Annotated in this window: 14 protein-coding genes, 1 tRNA gene and 1 other RNA gene; 7 read left to right on the top strand and 9 right to left on the bottom strand. The window is 64.0% G+C overall.

Features of this window, described 5'->3' with window-relative positions; genetic code table 11:
* Positions 1 to 284: 284 nt before the first annotated feature.
* On the top strand, positions 285 to 572 hold the full coding sequence (locus tag ABB33_RS09060) for a helix-turn-helix transcriptional regulator (protein ID WP_054663554.1): 288 nt from the start codon (positions 285 to 287) through the stop codon (positions 570 to 572).
* 235 nt (positions 573 to 807) lie between these two features.
* Complete coding sequence (locus ABB33_RS09065) at positions 808 to 2,154, top strand: YagK/YfjJ domain-containing protein (protein ID WP_082595050.1); 1,347 nt, start codon at positions 808 to 810, stop codon at positions 2,152 to 2,154.
* A gap of 124 nt (positions 2,155 to 2,278) precedes the next feature.
* Here ABB33_RS09065 and ABB33_RS09070 read toward each other — a convergent pair whose 3' ends face one another.
* A complete protein-coding gene (locus ABB33_RS09070; RefSeq protein WP_225546683.1) occupies positions 2,279 to 3,442 on the bottom strand; it encodes a hypothetical protein in 1,164 nt (387 codons plus the stop codon).
* Positions 3,435 to 4,673, bottom strand: a complete 1,239-nt coding sequence (locus ABB33_RS09075) for a tyrosine-type recombinase/integrase (protein WP_056931903.1) — start codon at positions 4,671 to 4,673, stop codon at positions 3,435 to 3,437. Before ABB33_RS09075 ends, ABB33_RS09070 begins: the two co-directional genes overlap by 8 nt.
* 263 nt (positions 4,674 to 4,936) lie before the next feature.
* Between ABB33_RS09075 and ffs the strand changes: the two genes are divergently transcribed.
* An RNA gene (gene ffs / locus ABB33_RS18200) (signal recognition particle sRNA small type) lies at positions 4,937 to 5,033 on the top strand.
* 147 nt (positions 5,034 to 5,180) lie between these two features.
* Here ffs and ABB33_RS09080 read toward each other — a convergent pair.
* Together ABB33_RS09080 and ABB33_RS09085 are read right to left on the bottom strand one after the other, a co-directional pair.
* Positions 5,181 to 5,945, bottom strand: a complete 765-nt coding sequence (locus ABB33_RS09080; protein WP_056931904.1) for an MBL fold metallo-hydrolase — start codon at positions 5,943 to 5,945, stop codon at positions 5,181 to 5,183.
* A complete protein-coding gene (locus ABB33_RS09085) occupies positions 5,945 to 6,694 on the bottom strand; it encodes a 3-deoxy-D-manno-octulosonic acid kinase (protein ID WP_054663539.1) in 750 nt (249 codons plus the stop codon). Before ABB33_RS09085 ends, ABB33_RS09080 begins: the two co-directional genes overlap by 1 nt.
* Before the next feature lie 22 nt (positions 6,695 to 6,716).
* Between ABB33_RS09085 and ABB33_RS09090 the strand changes: the two genes are divergently transcribed.
* A complete protein-coding gene (locus ABB33_RS09090; protein ID WP_056931905.1) occupies positions 6,717 to 7,763 on the top strand; it encodes a glycosyltransferase family 9 protein in 1,047 nt (348 codons plus the stop codon).
* Positions 7,764 to 7,801: 38 nt separating this feature from the next.
* On the opposite strand, the gene ABB33_RS09095 is transcribed toward ABB33_RS09090, so the two are convergent.
* Together ABB33_RS09095 and ABB33_RS09100 are read right to left on the bottom strand one after the other, a co-directional pair.
* The gene (locus tag ABB33_RS09095; protein WP_054663533.1) at positions 7,802 to 8,200 is read right to left on the bottom strand and encodes a DUF6165 family protein; all 399 of its coding nucleotides are present in this window, start codon (positions 8,198 to 8,200) and stop codon (positions 7,802 to 7,804) included.
* 111 nt (positions 8,201 to 8,311) lie between these two features.
* Positions 8,312 to 8,402, bottom strand: a tRNA-Ser gene (locus ABB33_RS09100).
* A gap of 212 nt (positions 8,403 to 8,614) precedes the next feature.
* Here ABB33_RS09100 and ABB33_RS09105 point away from each other — a divergent pair.
* Entirely contained in the window at positions 8,615 to 9,319 is a 705-nt protein-coding gene (locus ABB33_RS09105) for a PP2C family protein-serine/threonine phosphatase (protein ID WP_054663530.1), read from the top strand.
* Between the two features lie 37 nt (positions 9,320 to 9,356).
* Here the strand turns inward: ABB33_RS09105 and dnaQ are convergent, their stop codons facing one another.
* Genes dnaQ through ABB33_RS09120 form a run of 3 tightly spaced genes read right to left on the bottom strand, consistent with a single transcriptional unit; the run spans position 9,357 to position 11,149 of the window.
* The gene (dnaQ, locus tag ABB33_RS09110) at positions 9,357 to 10,082 is read right to left on the bottom strand and encodes a DNA polymerase III subunit epsilon (protein WP_056931906.1); all 726 of its coding nucleotides are present in this window, start codon (positions 10,080 to 10,082) and stop codon (positions 9,357 to 9,359) included.
* A 2-nt stretch (positions 10,083 to 10,084) separates the two neighbouring features.
* Positions 10,085 to 10,543: a ribonuclease HI gene (gene rnhA / locus ABB33_RS09115; RefSeq protein ID WP_054663524.1), complete on the bottom strand. Its 459-nt coding sequence runs from the start codon at positions 10,541 to 10,543 to the stop codon at positions 10,085 to 10,087.
* A gap of 21 nt (positions 10,544 to 10,564) precedes the next feature.
* The gene (locus ABB33_RS09120; protein ID WP_056931907.1) at positions 10,565 to 11,149 is read right to left on the bottom strand and encodes a class I SAM-dependent methyltransferase; all 585 of its coding nucleotides are present in this window, start codon (positions 11,147 to 11,149) and stop codon (positions 10,565 to 10,567) included.
* A gap of 80 nt (positions 11,150 to 11,229) precedes the next feature.
* On the opposite strand from ABB33_RS09120, the gene gloB reads away from it, so the two are divergent.
* The gene (gloB, locus tag ABB33_RS09125; RefSeq protein ID WP_056931908.1) at positions 11,230 to 11,994 is read left to right on the top strand and encodes a hydroxyacylglutathione hydrolase; all 765 of its coding nucleotides are present in this window, start codon (positions 11,230 to 11,232) and stop codon (positions 11,992 to 11,994) included.
* Positions 11,991 to 13,202: a lytic transglycosylase domain-containing protein gene (locus ABB33_RS09130; RefSeq protein WP_056931909.1), complete on the top strand. Its 1,212-nt coding sequence runs from the start codon at positions 11,991 to 11,993 to the stop codon at positions 13,200 to 13,202. The genes gloB and ABB33_RS09130 overlap by 4 nt, the downstream gene beginning before the upstream one ends.
* The last annotated feature ends 48 nt before the right edge of the window (positions 13,203 to 13,250 follow it).

A 13,250-nucleotide genomic window follows, 5' to 3' on the forward strand; every position in this document is an offset into this window, starting at 1 on the left:
AGAGCCGAACCTAGCACCTACTTGGCTTCGTCTGTGCAGCACCATCAGCGCGGAATCGCGACTACTTGGGCCGGATTGTGTCGTCAAGTTGGTTCCTCTTCCGGAGGTACCCCCCTAGATCCGCGCTTAGCTACGAGTCCACCCAGATCCTCGGCCGCAGGAATCCGTTTTCCGCAACTTTTTTCCATTCGGTCCCCGTTTTCCGCTCCTTATACATCGCCCCGGGAGACAGGCATGGTGGTCGCACGCAGGCATAGGGCCTGTCGTTGCACCGAGATCGCGTTATGAGCCTTCACCACAACTGTTCGCCCCAAACGATCCACCCGCAGAACACAGATACCTGGACACGCTCCAAGCGGATCCTGCGCAAGAGGGATCTGGCAAAGAAGCTGGCGTGCTCTGAGAGCACCATCGATAACCGCCTGAACCCATCAAGCCCTTGGTATGACGAGACTTTCCCTCGCCCCATTTCTCTGGGTGCTGGCGGCTCGCGCAGTTCCGCCAAGGGCTGGGTCGAATACACCGTCGATGAGTGGATAGAAAGCCGCATGGAGGATATCCGCCGCGTGTGACGATCTCACCAAGTCAACACAGCAACTCCGCACGAAAAACCACAAACCCCTTGGAGCTTGTGGTTTCTCAAGTGCGGAGAAGCGAGCCCATCTATCAGGAGTGAATTCCGGTTCTTATCTAATAAATAATAAATAAATCACATCAATCACAATCACACAAATCACACTGCCCAATATTAAATTCAATTAATTATCCGCACATCCACCAGGAAGCGCATAACAAGCAATAATTCGCATGAGTGGATTCAACAAATCAAACCCGCACACTCAGACAACCATCTACGATCACGCACCACAAATAGAAGAGATCGCCGACACCACGCCCTCCTTCACGCCCGATTCCACCTCAACACTATTGGCAGAGCAAGAACATTACCTTTTCATACGCAGGACAAGTCAACGCTACGGACGTACATGGGTCGGCCAAGAGCACAATCTCATCAACTGGCTTCGCCAGGCAGAGAAGCTGGCCGACAGCGTCACACTGAGTGACGACCAACCTATTGATGTTACATACAACCGAAAAAAACAGCCTTCCTATCAACTAACCAAGATCGGAAAGATGTTCTATCGCTTATGCAGGAGCTACAACCCATCTCATGCAGAATACTACAAGTACCATCGCTTCAACCCGCCAATTACCATCATTCTGAATGCCATAAACCAATGGTCATCCGAGCTTATGACCAAAAGGAACATTAATGGGGAAATGGTTGTAAATGAGCCTCGAACGCGCGAGATCTTCGAGAGTGCCATTTCCTTCATCCGTGCATCATGTCGAAGCCAGACATACAAGAAAGAGCTCGACAATTACAGGCGCAACGAGGAAAAGAACATCGCCAGTTGTTGCAAATATTTAGCGGCACAATTCCAGCGCCGCTCTCAACTGCTGATCTTACGGATTGATCTCTACTTTCGCCCAACCTTCAAGGATTGGGGCTACACCTGCGAGGCGGACGGCCACCACTCAAGACTCCTACGCGCCCTGCGTGAAAACCGAATAGTTCCCGATGTCCTCGGCTACATCAGTAAACGCGAGGATGGCATTGATCGAGGCATCCATTTCCACATCCTTGTTGTTCTGGATGGCCACAAGCATCGCGACACCGCAAACCTAACCCGCATGATCGGTGAAGACTGGGTCCAACGCTGCGGCCATGGGGAGTACGACGATGGGATAGATGTCGGTGAGAGCGGCAAAAAGGACAAGGCAAGCTACTTCAACTGCTACACCCGACAGGATCAGTACCGCTTCAACTGTCTTGGCCTGATCCACCCAACGGATCCGAACAAACTGCGCGGTTTGCGGTTGGCAATCGAGTACCTCTGCAAGGAGACCACACAACTCAGACCTCCCCTCCTAAAATCCCACGAAAGCCACCAAGACACCGAACTCGCGAACAGGAAAGGGATCCGCAACCTGCGCAAGGGAATCATGCCGCAGGGGCACAGTGGCCGTGGCGCACCGCGAAGCAGTGGACTAGATACTTCGTTCATCGTCCAGGAGCTGCTGAAGATCCACCGCTCCGATTTGAAGCCACCTTCGGCCACAAAAGCCGAAGCCAGCAGCGACCACGGCTGAGCTTCGGAACCGAGGCAGGATCTCAGCGAAAGTGCCCAGAGACGAGGACGGCGTACCGCGTGCCTCCCACGCGGTACACCGTCCGCCCACAATCTAGGAAACTGCCAGAACAGTTGCCTTGGCGTCAGCCACGATCGCCGTGCATGTGCCTGAATTCGCTCTTATATTTATTGCGATGGTACTTCTTTCCCGTAATGAAGAAGATCAAGGCTTGCACCTGATCATTGTCCTCCCGATCAAAGAAGCCAAGACCACACAAGAGTTCCACCAGCTTTTCTCGATCATCTCCAAGCCTTGGCTCCATGGCACCACTCCAACGACAGGCGGCGTATAAGGCTTTTCTGAGCCTGTTGTTGATGAAATCCTGATTGAAGAACCTATCCACCGGAACCTCTTCGGTCTCCGCAGGAAGATCAACCACACTAAGACCGTTTAACGAATACTTGTATGTAGGATTGGCAAGCGTCGCAGCGAAATCATGCCGCCCGTTATTGAATGGCTTCGGATTTTTCCTATAGCCATAGGATTCATTTAACCCTCGAAGCTCGGCCACAAGCGACGGCATATCAACCTCGTTGCGCGCCTTGCCCCGATTCTGGTAAGCCTTGCAAAGGATCTCATAGACTAAAGGTGATGAATTTCCCAGCCCATAGGAATCTTCTGGAAGATCTTCACCAACTGACTCAGTCTCAGCCTTCGATGCCCGCATGCTTTCCAAGGTGTCACTCAGTGCGGATACTTCGACGAAAACATCCTTCAATCTGATTCCGTGGAGAACGTAAGAATATTGACCTCTTCTACGATCTAATATTTTCACAACCACAGGATCACCTGAGTTTGCATCGAACTCAGTTGGCGCGCCATTTGCGGCATTCTCATCGTTGGGCAGCAGGCTCCCTAGCAGCCCCTTTCGATACTTAAAATCGATAGGAAGAAGTCCATCGCTCGCCGCCGCAGACTCAAGACCCCCTTTAATCGGCCCATCTAACGCGATAGGTGGATACTCAATGAGATCACGCATTTGCACTGTAGCAATCTTCAAATACCGAATCTGGCGCTCACTATCGGACTGCTCACGTGCACTTTTGAGTTTCCGGGGCCTTCGATAATGCTCATGCCCGCGAGGAAACGGATCGATAGCAAACGGGTGGGGCTGAAAACCCTTCGGGACCTTGACGTAGAATTTGTCGTATCCGGCGTCGAAGAGCCTATGAACGAACTCAACAAGGTCGTCCCCATCAAGCGCACTAGTTAATGGCCGAACTCGAATACCTTGTGATTCATGCATCACGCAGCAGCCCATCCTTCTTAGGTTCTTTCGTTGGAGAGTGAACAAAGTCGGCCCAAGCCTGCATCATCGGACGACGTTGCTCCAAAAGGTCTGTTCGATGGTACGCCGCCTCGACCTTGTCCTTGACGGTGTGCGCCAGGGCGCGCTCCGCTAGATCACGTGCATAACCTTGTTCGCTGCACCAATCACGGAAGCTCGAGCGGAACCCGTGGGCGGTCGCAATACGTCCTGGGGTGCTGCTTGGTGCATTTACCCTCCGCAACAAGGCCGTGAGCGTCATGTCAGACATGACGGAACGGGCCTGCACAGCAGGAAAGACAAGCTCATCGTGATGGCCCTCTAGTCGCTTGAGAAGCCTGACGGATTGCTCCGACAATGGCACTCGATGAGGCTGTTTAGTCTTCATGCGAGCAGCTGGAATCGTCCACAGCTTCTCGCCAAGATCCACTTCCGCCCAGGTCATCCCACGCACTTCGCCAGAACGACTGGCGTTCAAGATCAGGAACAGCAAAGCATTTCGCGTCACTTCATACTCGCCAGCTCCGGCAAGCTCTGCCTTCACAAACGATGGAAGCTTTGCCCATGGCATTGCTGGCTGATGCTCTTGGCGAACGGACTTGCCAGGTTGCAGCGGAAGTAGGTGTGTCACGACATCTACCGGATTGGCCTGGTTGAATCCATGCGCCCAACCCCATGCCATTACTGCATGCACACGCTGCTTTACGCGACTTGCTGTCTCAGCTTTGTCGAGCCAGATAGGACGGAGGACATCTGCGATGTGGCGAGGCTGCAACTGGTCAATGGGAAGCGAGCCAACTAACGGGAACGCATACTGGGTCAACGTATTGATCCATTGTTGGGCATGCTTGGGATTCTTCCATCCCGGCTTAAGCTCCCCGTGGAGTTGCTCTGCTGCTTCTTGGAAGGTTGGCGTTTTCGGCTTTGCACGCTCAGCCGCCTTGGCCTCTAACGGATCCTGCCCCGAAGCGATCTGCTCACGCATCTCCCGAGCCAACTTGCCTACCAAGGCAATGCCGACCTCAGGATAGGTGCCCAGCCCAGCGTTGCGCCTCTTGCCGGTCACAGGGCTTACATATCTCAGCACCCACTTCCCCTGCCCCTTCTGCGAGGCAGACGGAAGAAGCGTGAGACCAGTCACCCCACCGTGAGGCACTGCCAGAGCACCTGGGGCTACACTGCGCGCCTTAGCGTCCGTGATCAACGCCATATCCCACCTCGGACTCCCTGCTTCCGGTATGCCATCCAGTATGCCATTTGATGTTTGCTGCCCTTGGGTGTGGTTGGGATCGATTGCCACGTGGTTGTAGCTAAGCCGCTGAATGGCGTGCTAAAATTTTCCACATTGAGATCGGCTGGGTTTCGTTGGGCACTGTGGAAGCAGTCCCTCTCTCCGCCAGTTTCATGCGTCCGGTCTTGATCCGGAACAGTGAACCCGGGCCGCGCGATGCGCGGCCCGCGTCTATGGTGGCCCCGTCGGCCCCTCGCGACGCTAGGTCGAAAATCCCGCCAGGGCCGGAAGGCAGCAACGGTATCGATCGACGCGGGCGCCGAGGTCAGCCGGCGGGGCCACCACCTTTTTGGGCGCCCGGCGTGCCCTTGCTCACGCCTGTGCATGCCTGAGCCCGCGCATGCCGCGCGGAGCAGGATTCCCACGCTGCCCGATGGCGGTTCATGCGAGCATGCGGCCGCCGGCGATGCCGGCAGGCAACCCGGTTCAGTCCTGGAACGGCAGCGCCCGCGGCGCGGTGGGTTCGGCCAGCGCCACGCATTGCCCCGGATCGGCCACGCGGTGGCCGCGCGCGCGCAGCGCCTGTCCATCGGCCGCACTGGCGTAGTGGTACAGCACCATGCGCGCCTGCAGCTCCTCCGGATACTCGCGCTCCAGGTCGTCCACGCCGGTATGCGAGGGGTTGCCGTGCAGGCCGCAGTCGTGGGCGACCAGTTCGCCGTCGTCCGCATGGCGGGCCAGCATCTCCGGGATCGGCCGGGTATCGCCGGTCCAGACCAGCGCGCCCTGCAGGCGCAGGCCCCAGGCCGTCTCCGGCCAATGGTGGCGCACCGGGAACGCTTCCAGGCGCATGCCGTCATGCCAGAACGCCTCGCCGACCACGACCAGCTGGAACGCGTCCCAGAAATTGGCGCCGCCTTCGGCCAGCACGTTCGGGTAATCGCCGACGCGCCGGTGCAGCAGCGGCACCACCGGCGCAGGCACATACAGCCGCACCCGCCCGCGCCGTCCCGGATTGAAGTACGCATCGACGAACAGCCGTTCGAAACCGGCCACGTGGTCCAGGTGCACATGGGTGACGAACAGCGCATCGGGCATCGCGCCATAGCGGGCCTGGTAGGCGGTCAACCCTTCGCCGCCGCAGTCGATGGTCAGCCACGGCCGGCCATCGCGCTCGATCACCGCCATCGGCGAACCCAGTTCCACCGCCGAGGCGTTGCCGACGCCGAGGAAGCGCAGTGCCCACTCCATCACACGCCCCGGTTCCAGGCCAGGTCGTAGGCGCGGCGCAGGCGCGCGAAATCCTTCTCCACGTCTTCGCGGCTGCGCTCGCCGCGCAGCTTCAGCAGCGACCGCAACAGGCGCTTGAGGTTGCGCTCGCGCCAGCGCGTGGCGGGAATGCGCAGCACGCCGCGGTCGAAGTCGATCAGCCAGCCATGGCCGCCGGCGTCGAACAGGATGTTGTGCGCGTTGAGGTCGGCGTGGTCCAGCCCCGCGCGGTGGAAGCGCGCGATCAGGCGCCCGGCTTCCTCCCATGGCGCGCCACGCCCGGCCACCAGCGCGCGGTCGGCCAGCGAACGCACGCCATCGAGCCGTTCCATCAGGATCGCGGCGCGGTAGGTTGCGCCCTGGCGCATGTAGAACGCGGCCAGCGGCCGCGGCACCGGCAGCTTCAGTGCGATCAGCTTCCGCATCAGGCGGAACTCGGCGAAGCTGCGGGTACGGTCGGCGCCCTGCCACAGGTAACGATCGCGGCTGAGCCGGGCGGCGACTCCGCCGCGCAGGTAGTGGCGCAGCACGCAATGGCCGAACGGCGCGTCCACGAACCACGCCCCGCCGCGCCCGCCCTCGCCCACCGGCCGCGCCCGGCCACCCCAGTGCGCAGGCGAAAACAAGGTGGTTTCGGCTTGCCGCAGATGTTGGCGGTCGAACAGAATGGCGCCATAGCCGCGGCCTTCGCGGCAAGGCGTCAGCGCTTCAGTGGCGTCGAAAGCGACCATTCACCGCGAGTCTAACAACACCATGCCTTCAGCGTCCTCCCCAATGTGCCTCCTGCGCCTGTCCGCACTCGGGGATGTGACCCACGTGGTCCCGCTGGTGCGCACGCTGCAGCAGGCCCGGCCGGGCGTCGAGCTGCACTGGGTGATCGACAAGGCCGGGCACCGCCTGCTCGAGGGGCTGCCCGGCGTGGTGTTCCACGTCTACGACAAGAAGTCCGGGCTGGCCGGCATGCGCGCGCTGCGGCGCGAACTGCCCGCGGCCGGCTTCGCCGCGCTGCTGCAGATGCAGGTCGCCTTCCGCGCCAACGTGCTGTCGGCCTTCATCCCCGCCCGGCGCCGCATCGGCTACGACCGCTCGCGCTCCAAGGACCTGCACGGGCTGTTCATCAACGAGCGCATCCCCGACCGCCCCGGCATCCACGTGCTCGACGCAATCGGCAGCTTCTGCGAGCCGCTGGGACTGAAGCAGACCACGGTGAGCTGGGACCTGGCCACGCCGGCCGAGGCCCACGACTGGGCGCGCGCGCAATGGGACGACGACGGCCGCCCGGCGCTGATGATCTCGCCCTGCTCCAGCCACGCACGCCGCAACTGGCATGCCGACCGCTACGCGGCGGTTGCCGACCATGCCGCCGCCCGTGGCTGGAGGGTGGTGCTGTGCGGCGGCCGCAGCGAGCTGGAACGGCACACCACCGACGCGATCCTGGCCGCGATGCATGCGCCGGCACTGGACCTGGTCGGCCGCGACACGCTCAAGCAGCTGCCGGCCCTGCTGGCCCGCGCCAACCTGCTGATGACGCCCGATTCGGGGCCCATGCACATCGCCAACGCGGTCGGCACCAAGGTGCTGGGCCTGCATGCGGCCAGCAACCCCGAGCGCAGCGGCCCGTATTCGGACCGCCGTTACTGCGTGGACCGTTACGACGCCGCGGCGCGCCGCTTCCTGCGCAGGCCCGCCGCCGAATTGAAGTGGGGCACGAAGATCGAGTTCGACGGGGTGATGGAGCTGGTCACCGTGGACGACGCCATCGCCGCGTTCGAGCGCTACGTGGCCGACCACGCCGCCTGAGCCGGCCGGGCAGCGCCCGCGACCGGACCCGCAGCGGTTCAGCGCGCGCGGTAGTCCGCGTAGGACTTCTCTTCCACGTAGCCCGACCCCAGCGCCAGGTTGATCGCCTTCTTGATCCGCGCGCGCTCGTCATTCTGGAAGTACACGCTGCGCGCCAGTTCGACGAACCCCGCGTCGAACGCCTGCGCCTTGTCCTTGAGGCGGATGTCGTCCTCGATGTCCCACAGCCGCTCGTTGACCGCCTTCAGTTCCGCGCGCAGGCCATCGATCTCCCGGCTCGCCGCCGGATGCGCGTTCCAGGTGCGCTCCAGCGCGGCCAGTTCGTTGCGCACGTTCGCCAGCTTGGCCGCATCGCTCATGCGCTCGGACTTGATCTGCAGGATCGAGATCTTGTCGAGCAGTTCGCCGAAGGACACGGGCACCAGGATTTCAGACATGACGGACACCAGGGAAACGAGGCGATCAGTGTAGCGGCGGGCACGGCCGCACGTGGTGCCGGCCCGCGGCCCGGAAACGAAAACGGCCCCGTCGGGGGCCGTTTCCAGATCTGGCGGGAAGGGGGGGATTCGAACCCCCGATACGCTATTAACGTATGCCTGATTTCGAGTCAGGTACATTCAACCACTCTGCCACCTTCCCGGTGGTTCCCGGCGTACCGGGCTGCGAATGATACGAGGCCTTGGCAGCGCGGACAAGCGGTTTTTTCGCCGTGCAGCCGCCCGTGCCCCATCGCAGCCCGTCCCGCGCGCCGGCCTGCCGCCCGGCAGGCGCGCCCGCGGCTCTTGCCGTGCACCGGCACGGACGCGATCATGAAACGCCTTTCCACCGGAAATGGCCCACCACGGGCGCCCATGATCGAATTCGGACACCTCAGCCACGTCGGCCTGCGCCGCCAGCTCAACGAGGACACCTATTACGGTGATGGCGAGCTGGGGCTATGGCTGGTCGCCGACGGCATGGGCGGCCATGCCTGCGGCGAAGTCGCCAGCGCGCTGGCGCGCGAGACCATCGTGCGCGAGGTACGCGGCGGCACCGCGCTGCCGCAGGCCATCCGCATCGCCGACGAGGAGATCATCCGCGCCTCGCGCCGACGCAACGACAGCCTGCCCATGGGCACCACCGTGGTCGCCGCGCGGGTGCAGGGCAACCGCTTCGAGGTGGCCTGGGTCGGCGACAGCCGCGCCTACCTGTGGCGCGACGGCAAGCTGGCCCAGCTGAGCCAGGACCACAGTTACGTGCAGGAACTGATCGCCCAGGGCTCGCTGACCGTCGAGCAGGCCCGCGCCCACCCGCACCGCAACGTCGTCACCCAGGCACTGGGCGTCACCGATCCGGCCCACCTCAACGTCGCCACCATGACCGGCGAACTGCGCCCGGGCATGCAGCTGCTGCTGTGCAGCGACGGGCTGACCGAGGAGGTGGACGACCGCAACCTGGCGCAGACCCTGGCCCAGGCCGACTGCAGCGCCCAGGAATGCGTGGACACGCTGGTGGCCGCCGCGCTGGACGGCGGCGGTTCGGACAACATCACCGCACTGCTGGTGCGCTGCCACTGAGCACGGCCCGACGGGCGGCGGTCGTTGCCGCCGTCGGTTACGCGCCGACCACTTCCTCCGGCCTGGCGCCATCCCACCAGGCATGGCCGGCCTTCTTGCGCAGGCGCTCCAGGCGCGCCTGGTGGGCCTGCAGTTCCGAGGCCGTGGCCACTACCCGCGGACGCGGCAGCAGGACCGCGGCATCGAACGCCTGTACCGCGCCCGCCGCGCCCATGACCTCGGACTCCGGCAGGCCGAAGCCGATCTCCTCCTGCCCCGAGGTCAGCGCGATGTAGACGTCGGCCAGGATCTGCGCATCGAGCAGGCCGCCGTGCAGGTGGCGGTGCGAATTGTCCACGCCCAGGCGCTTGCACAATGCGTCCAGCGAGTTGCGCTGGCCGGGGAAGCGCTCGCGCGCCATCGCCAGGGTATCGGTCACCCGCACCCGCTCGGCAAGCGGCCCCCTGCCCAGCAACGCCATCTCGTTCTCGAGGAAGCCCATGTCGAACGCGGCGTTGTGGATGATCAGCTCGGCGCCATCGACGTAGGCCAGGAATTCGTCGACGACCTCCTCGAAGCGCGGCTTGTCCGCCAGGAATTCCAGGCTAAGGCCGGTCACCTCCTGGGCACCGGCCTCGAACTCGCAGTCGGGCTTGAGGTAACGATGGAAGTTGTTGCCGCTGGGCCGGCGCTCGAGCAGTTCGACGCAGCCGATTTCGACCACGCGGTTGCCTTTCTTCCACTCCAGGCCGGTGGTTTCGGTATCAAGGACGATCTGGCGCATGCTCAACCTCGGTTGCCGGCGGCGCCATCGCGCACGCGGATTGCTGCATCGCGGGCCAGCTGGTCCACGCGTTCATTGTCCGGGTCGCCGTTGTGGCCCTTCACCCAGCGCCACTCGATCTGGTGCCGCTGGGTGGCCGCGTGCAGGCGCTCCCACAGGTCGCGGTTCTTCACCGGGTCGCCGCCCGCGGTCTTCCAGTGGCGCCGCACCCAGCCGGGCATCCACTCGGTGATGCCCTGCCGCACGTACTGCGAATCGGTCTGCAGCATGATGGTGCACGGCTCGTTGAGCGCCTCCAACCCGGCGATGGCCGCCATCAGCTCCATCCGGTTGTTGGTGGTATGGGCCTCGCCACCGGACAGTTCGCGCTCGTGCGCCTTGTAGCGCAGCAACGCCGCCCAGCCGCCCGGCCCGGGGTTGCCGAGGCAGGCGCCGTCGGTATGTATCTCGATTGATTTCATGTTGTTCCGTTGTATGGAGCGTCAGGTCGCCACCTGTCCGCCCCAGCCCACGGGGCGGGCGGCTTCGGGGCCGATGAAGGCCGCCGCACGCTTCTCGAATTCCAGTACGCAGACCGCGCGCAATGCCGGCAACGCCTTGCCGCCGGCAGGGCCGGCATCGCTCCACAGCGGCCCGAAATGACGCACCGAGCGCACCCGCAGCCCCTCGCGCTGCAGCCGCAACTGGCACCGCGTGGCCGATGGCGGCCGCGGCCCCTGCCATTGCCAGCGGGCACGGTAGGGACTGTAGCGGTTGAGCAGGGTCATCCACAGCCGGCCCCCGGGCATCAGCACCCGCGCGCACTCGGACAACAGCGGCTCCAGGTCCAGCGCGGCGACGTGCTGCAGGATGATCGCGTTGACCGCCTCCGAGGGCAGCGGCAGCGGCAGGGCACAGCACACGTCCCCGTCCCAGCCGCGTCCATCGGCCGCCCGGTGCAGCCGCACTCCGCGCCCGGCAGGCGCCTCGGCGGGCAGCCAGGTCGCGCAGGGAGACAGCCACAGCCAGGGCTGCGCGGGAAAGCTGCCGACCTGATCGAGCAGGTGGCGCTGCTCCGCGGCCCGCATCGCCGCCGCTCCAGTCTTCTCAAACCAGGCCGAGACTGCAGCTTGACGGGGGAACGGGGCGGCAGGCATGGTCCAATTCTATGCGACTGACCGCCCTGCCTGCATTCCAGGACAACTACATCTGGGCGCTGCAGGCGCCGGATGGAAGCACCATGTTCGTCGATCCGGGCCAGGCGCAACCGGTGCTGGACGCGGCCACGCGGGGCATGCGGCCGACCGCCGTGCTGCTTACCCACCACCACGACGACCACGTCGGCGGAGTCGCGGAACTGCGCGCACGCTGGCCCGACCTGACGGTCTTCGCACCGGAAGATGAACGGATTCACCTGGAATGTGAAAGAGTGGGTGAAGGTGACCGGGTAGAATCGTCCGGTTTCACGTTCTCGGTGCTGTCCGTCCCCGGCCACACCCGGAGCCATATCGCCTTCCATGGCCACGGTCATCTGTTCTGTGGCGACACGTTGTTCAGCCTGGGCTGTGGACGCATGTTCGAAGGTACGCCCGCCCAGATGCTGGCCTCGCTACGGCGACTGGCGGCACTGCCGGCGCAGACGCGGGTCTGCTGCGGGCATGAATACACGCTGGGCAATGCCGTGTTCGCGCGGCATGTCGATCCCACCAACGCGGCATTGCATCGCCGCCAACAGGAAGCCATGGACATGCGCAGCCGCTCCCGCCCTACCGTTCCCTCGCTGCTGGCCAGCGAACTGGAATGCAATCCCTTCCTGCGCACGCATGCCGAACCCGTGCGCCAGGCCATTGCCGCGCGGCTGGGCCGCGCGCCGCTGGACGAAGTGGAAGTGTTCGCCGAATTACGGCGCTGGAAAGACGGTTTCCGCGCGTGAGGCGGCATGGCCTGTCCCTGGCGCTGGGGCTGCTGCTCGGCGCCGGTGCCGGCGTCACCGCCGGCGCGCAGTCGCTGCCGGCCAGTGCCGGCCTGACCCAGAACATCGCCTCGCTCGCGGCCCTGCCCGCCGACCCCGCGGCCCTGCCGGCGCCGCTCACCCGCAATGGCCACCAGATATTCGCCAGCTTCCGCGAGGGCCTGGCGATGGCGCAATGCGATGCGGACGCCACCAGCCCGCGCTGGCGCAGGCAGTTCGCGCACGCACCGTCACGGCTGGGCAATGTCGAGGATGACGCCCTGCCGCTGTTCGGTTATGTGGTGGACGAACTGCGCGCGGCCGGCCTGCCCACCGAGTTCGCGTTGATTCCCTTCGTGGAAAGCGGCTACCGCCCGGGCGCGCGCAATGCCAGCGGCCCGGCCGGGCTGTGGCAGTTCATCGCCACCACCGCGCGCAACCACCGGGTACCGATGGAGAGCGGCTATGACGGCCGGCTGTCGGCGGTCGATTCCACCCGCGCCGCGGTGCGCTACCTGAAAACGCTCTACGGCATGTTCGGCGGCGACTGGCAGTTGGCCGTCATGGCCTACAACGCGGGCGAGTACCGCATCCTGCAGGCGCTGCGCCGCGGCGGCATGAACGCGCAGAACGCGCGTCCGGCCGAGCTGCCGGGCCTGTCGCCGATCACCCATGCCTATGTCGAGAAGCTGCATGCCCTGGCATGCGTGCTCGAACAGGCGGAGAAGGAGCCGGAGCTGATGGCCGCCCTCGACCGCCCGGTACCGGTCCTGCGTGGTCATGCGCTGCCGGCCGGCACCACCCTGGCCGAGTGGTCGGCGCGCAATGCGCTGGACCCGGCGCGCGTGGCCCGGCTCAACCCCGCCGTCAACGGCAAGCGCGCCGGTGTCCGGGTGCTGGCACCGGCACTGCCGGACATGCTCCTGGGCAGCGAAAGCCAGATCGCGGCATCCACCACGCCAGCGGTGTCGCTGCCCGCCCCGGCCCGCGTCGATGTCGCGGGCACCGCCGTGGCCATCGCGAGCACCGCCGGCACGGGACGTGGCCATACGGTCCGCAGCGGCGAATCGGCCTGGACGATCGCACGCCGCTACGGCATTCCGGTCAAGACCCTGCTTTCCCGCAACAACCTTGACGCCAACGCGATCCTCAAGCCCGGCATGGTGCTGCGTTTCGAGGAAAGCCGCTGACCCTTCGGTGCGGTGGCGCGCCAGCAATGGGAAAAAACGCGAAAGCCC

The organism is Stenotrophomonas acidaminiphila, assembly GCF_001431595.1.
GTDB lineage: Bacteria > Pseudomonadota > Gammaproteobacteria > Xanthomonadales > Xanthomonadaceae > Stenotrophomonas > Stenotrophomonas acidaminiphila.

Excerpts from the sequence above, each read along its gene's own strand:
- ABB33_RS09060 (WP_054663554.1), top strand. The coding sequence starts at position 285 with ATGAGCCTTCACCACAACTGTTCGCCCCAAACGATCCACCCGCAGAAC.
- ABB33_RS09065 (WP_082595050.1), top strand. The coding sequence starts at position 808 with ATGAGTGGATTCAACAAATCAAACCCGCACACTCAGACAACCATCTAC.
- ABB33_RS09070 (WP_225546683.1), bottom strand. The coding sequence starts at position 3,442 with ATGCATGAATCACAAGGTATTCGAGTTCGGCCATTAACTAGTGCGCTT.
- ABB33_RS09075 (WP_056931903.1), bottom strand. The coding sequence starts at position 4,673 with ATGGCGTTGATCACGGACGCTAAGGCGCGCAGTGTAGCCCCAGGTGCT.
- ABB33_RS09080 (WP_056931904.1), bottom strand. The coding sequence starts at position 5,945 with ATGGAGTGGGCACTGCGCTTCCTCGGCGTCGGCAACGCCTCGGCGGTG.
- ABB33_RS09085 (WP_054663539.1), bottom strand. The coding sequence starts at position 6,694 with ATGGTCGCTTTCGACGCCACTGAAGCGCTGACGCCTTGCCGCGAAGGC.
- ABB33_RS09090 (WP_056931905.1), top strand. The coding sequence starts at position 6,717 with ATGCCTTCAGCGTCCTCCCCAATGTGCCTCCTGCGCCTGTCCGCACTC.
- ABB33_RS09095 (WP_054663533.1), bottom strand. The coding sequence starts at position 8,200 with ATGTCTGAAATCCTGGTGCCCGTGTCCTTCGGCGAACTGCTCGACAAG.
- ABB33_RS09105 (WP_054663530.1), top strand. The coding sequence starts at position 8,615 with ATGATCGAATTCGGACACCTCAGCCACGTCGGCCTGCGCCGCCAGCTC.
- dnaQ (WP_056931906.1), bottom strand. The coding sequence starts at position 10,082 with ATGCGCCAGATCGTCCTTGATACCGAAACCACCGGCCTGGAGTGGAAG.
- rnhA (WP_054663524.1), bottom strand. The coding sequence starts at position 10,543 with ATGAAATCAATCGAGATACATACCGACGGCGCCTGCCTCGGCAACCCC.
- ABB33_RS09120 (WP_056931907.1), bottom strand. The coding sequence starts at position 11,149 with ATGCGGGCCGCGGAGCAGCGCCACCTGCTCGATCAGGTCGGCAGCTTT.
- gloB (WP_056931908.1), top strand. The coding sequence starts at position 11,230 with ATGCGACTGACCGCCCTGCCTGCATTCCAGGACAACTACATCTGGGCG.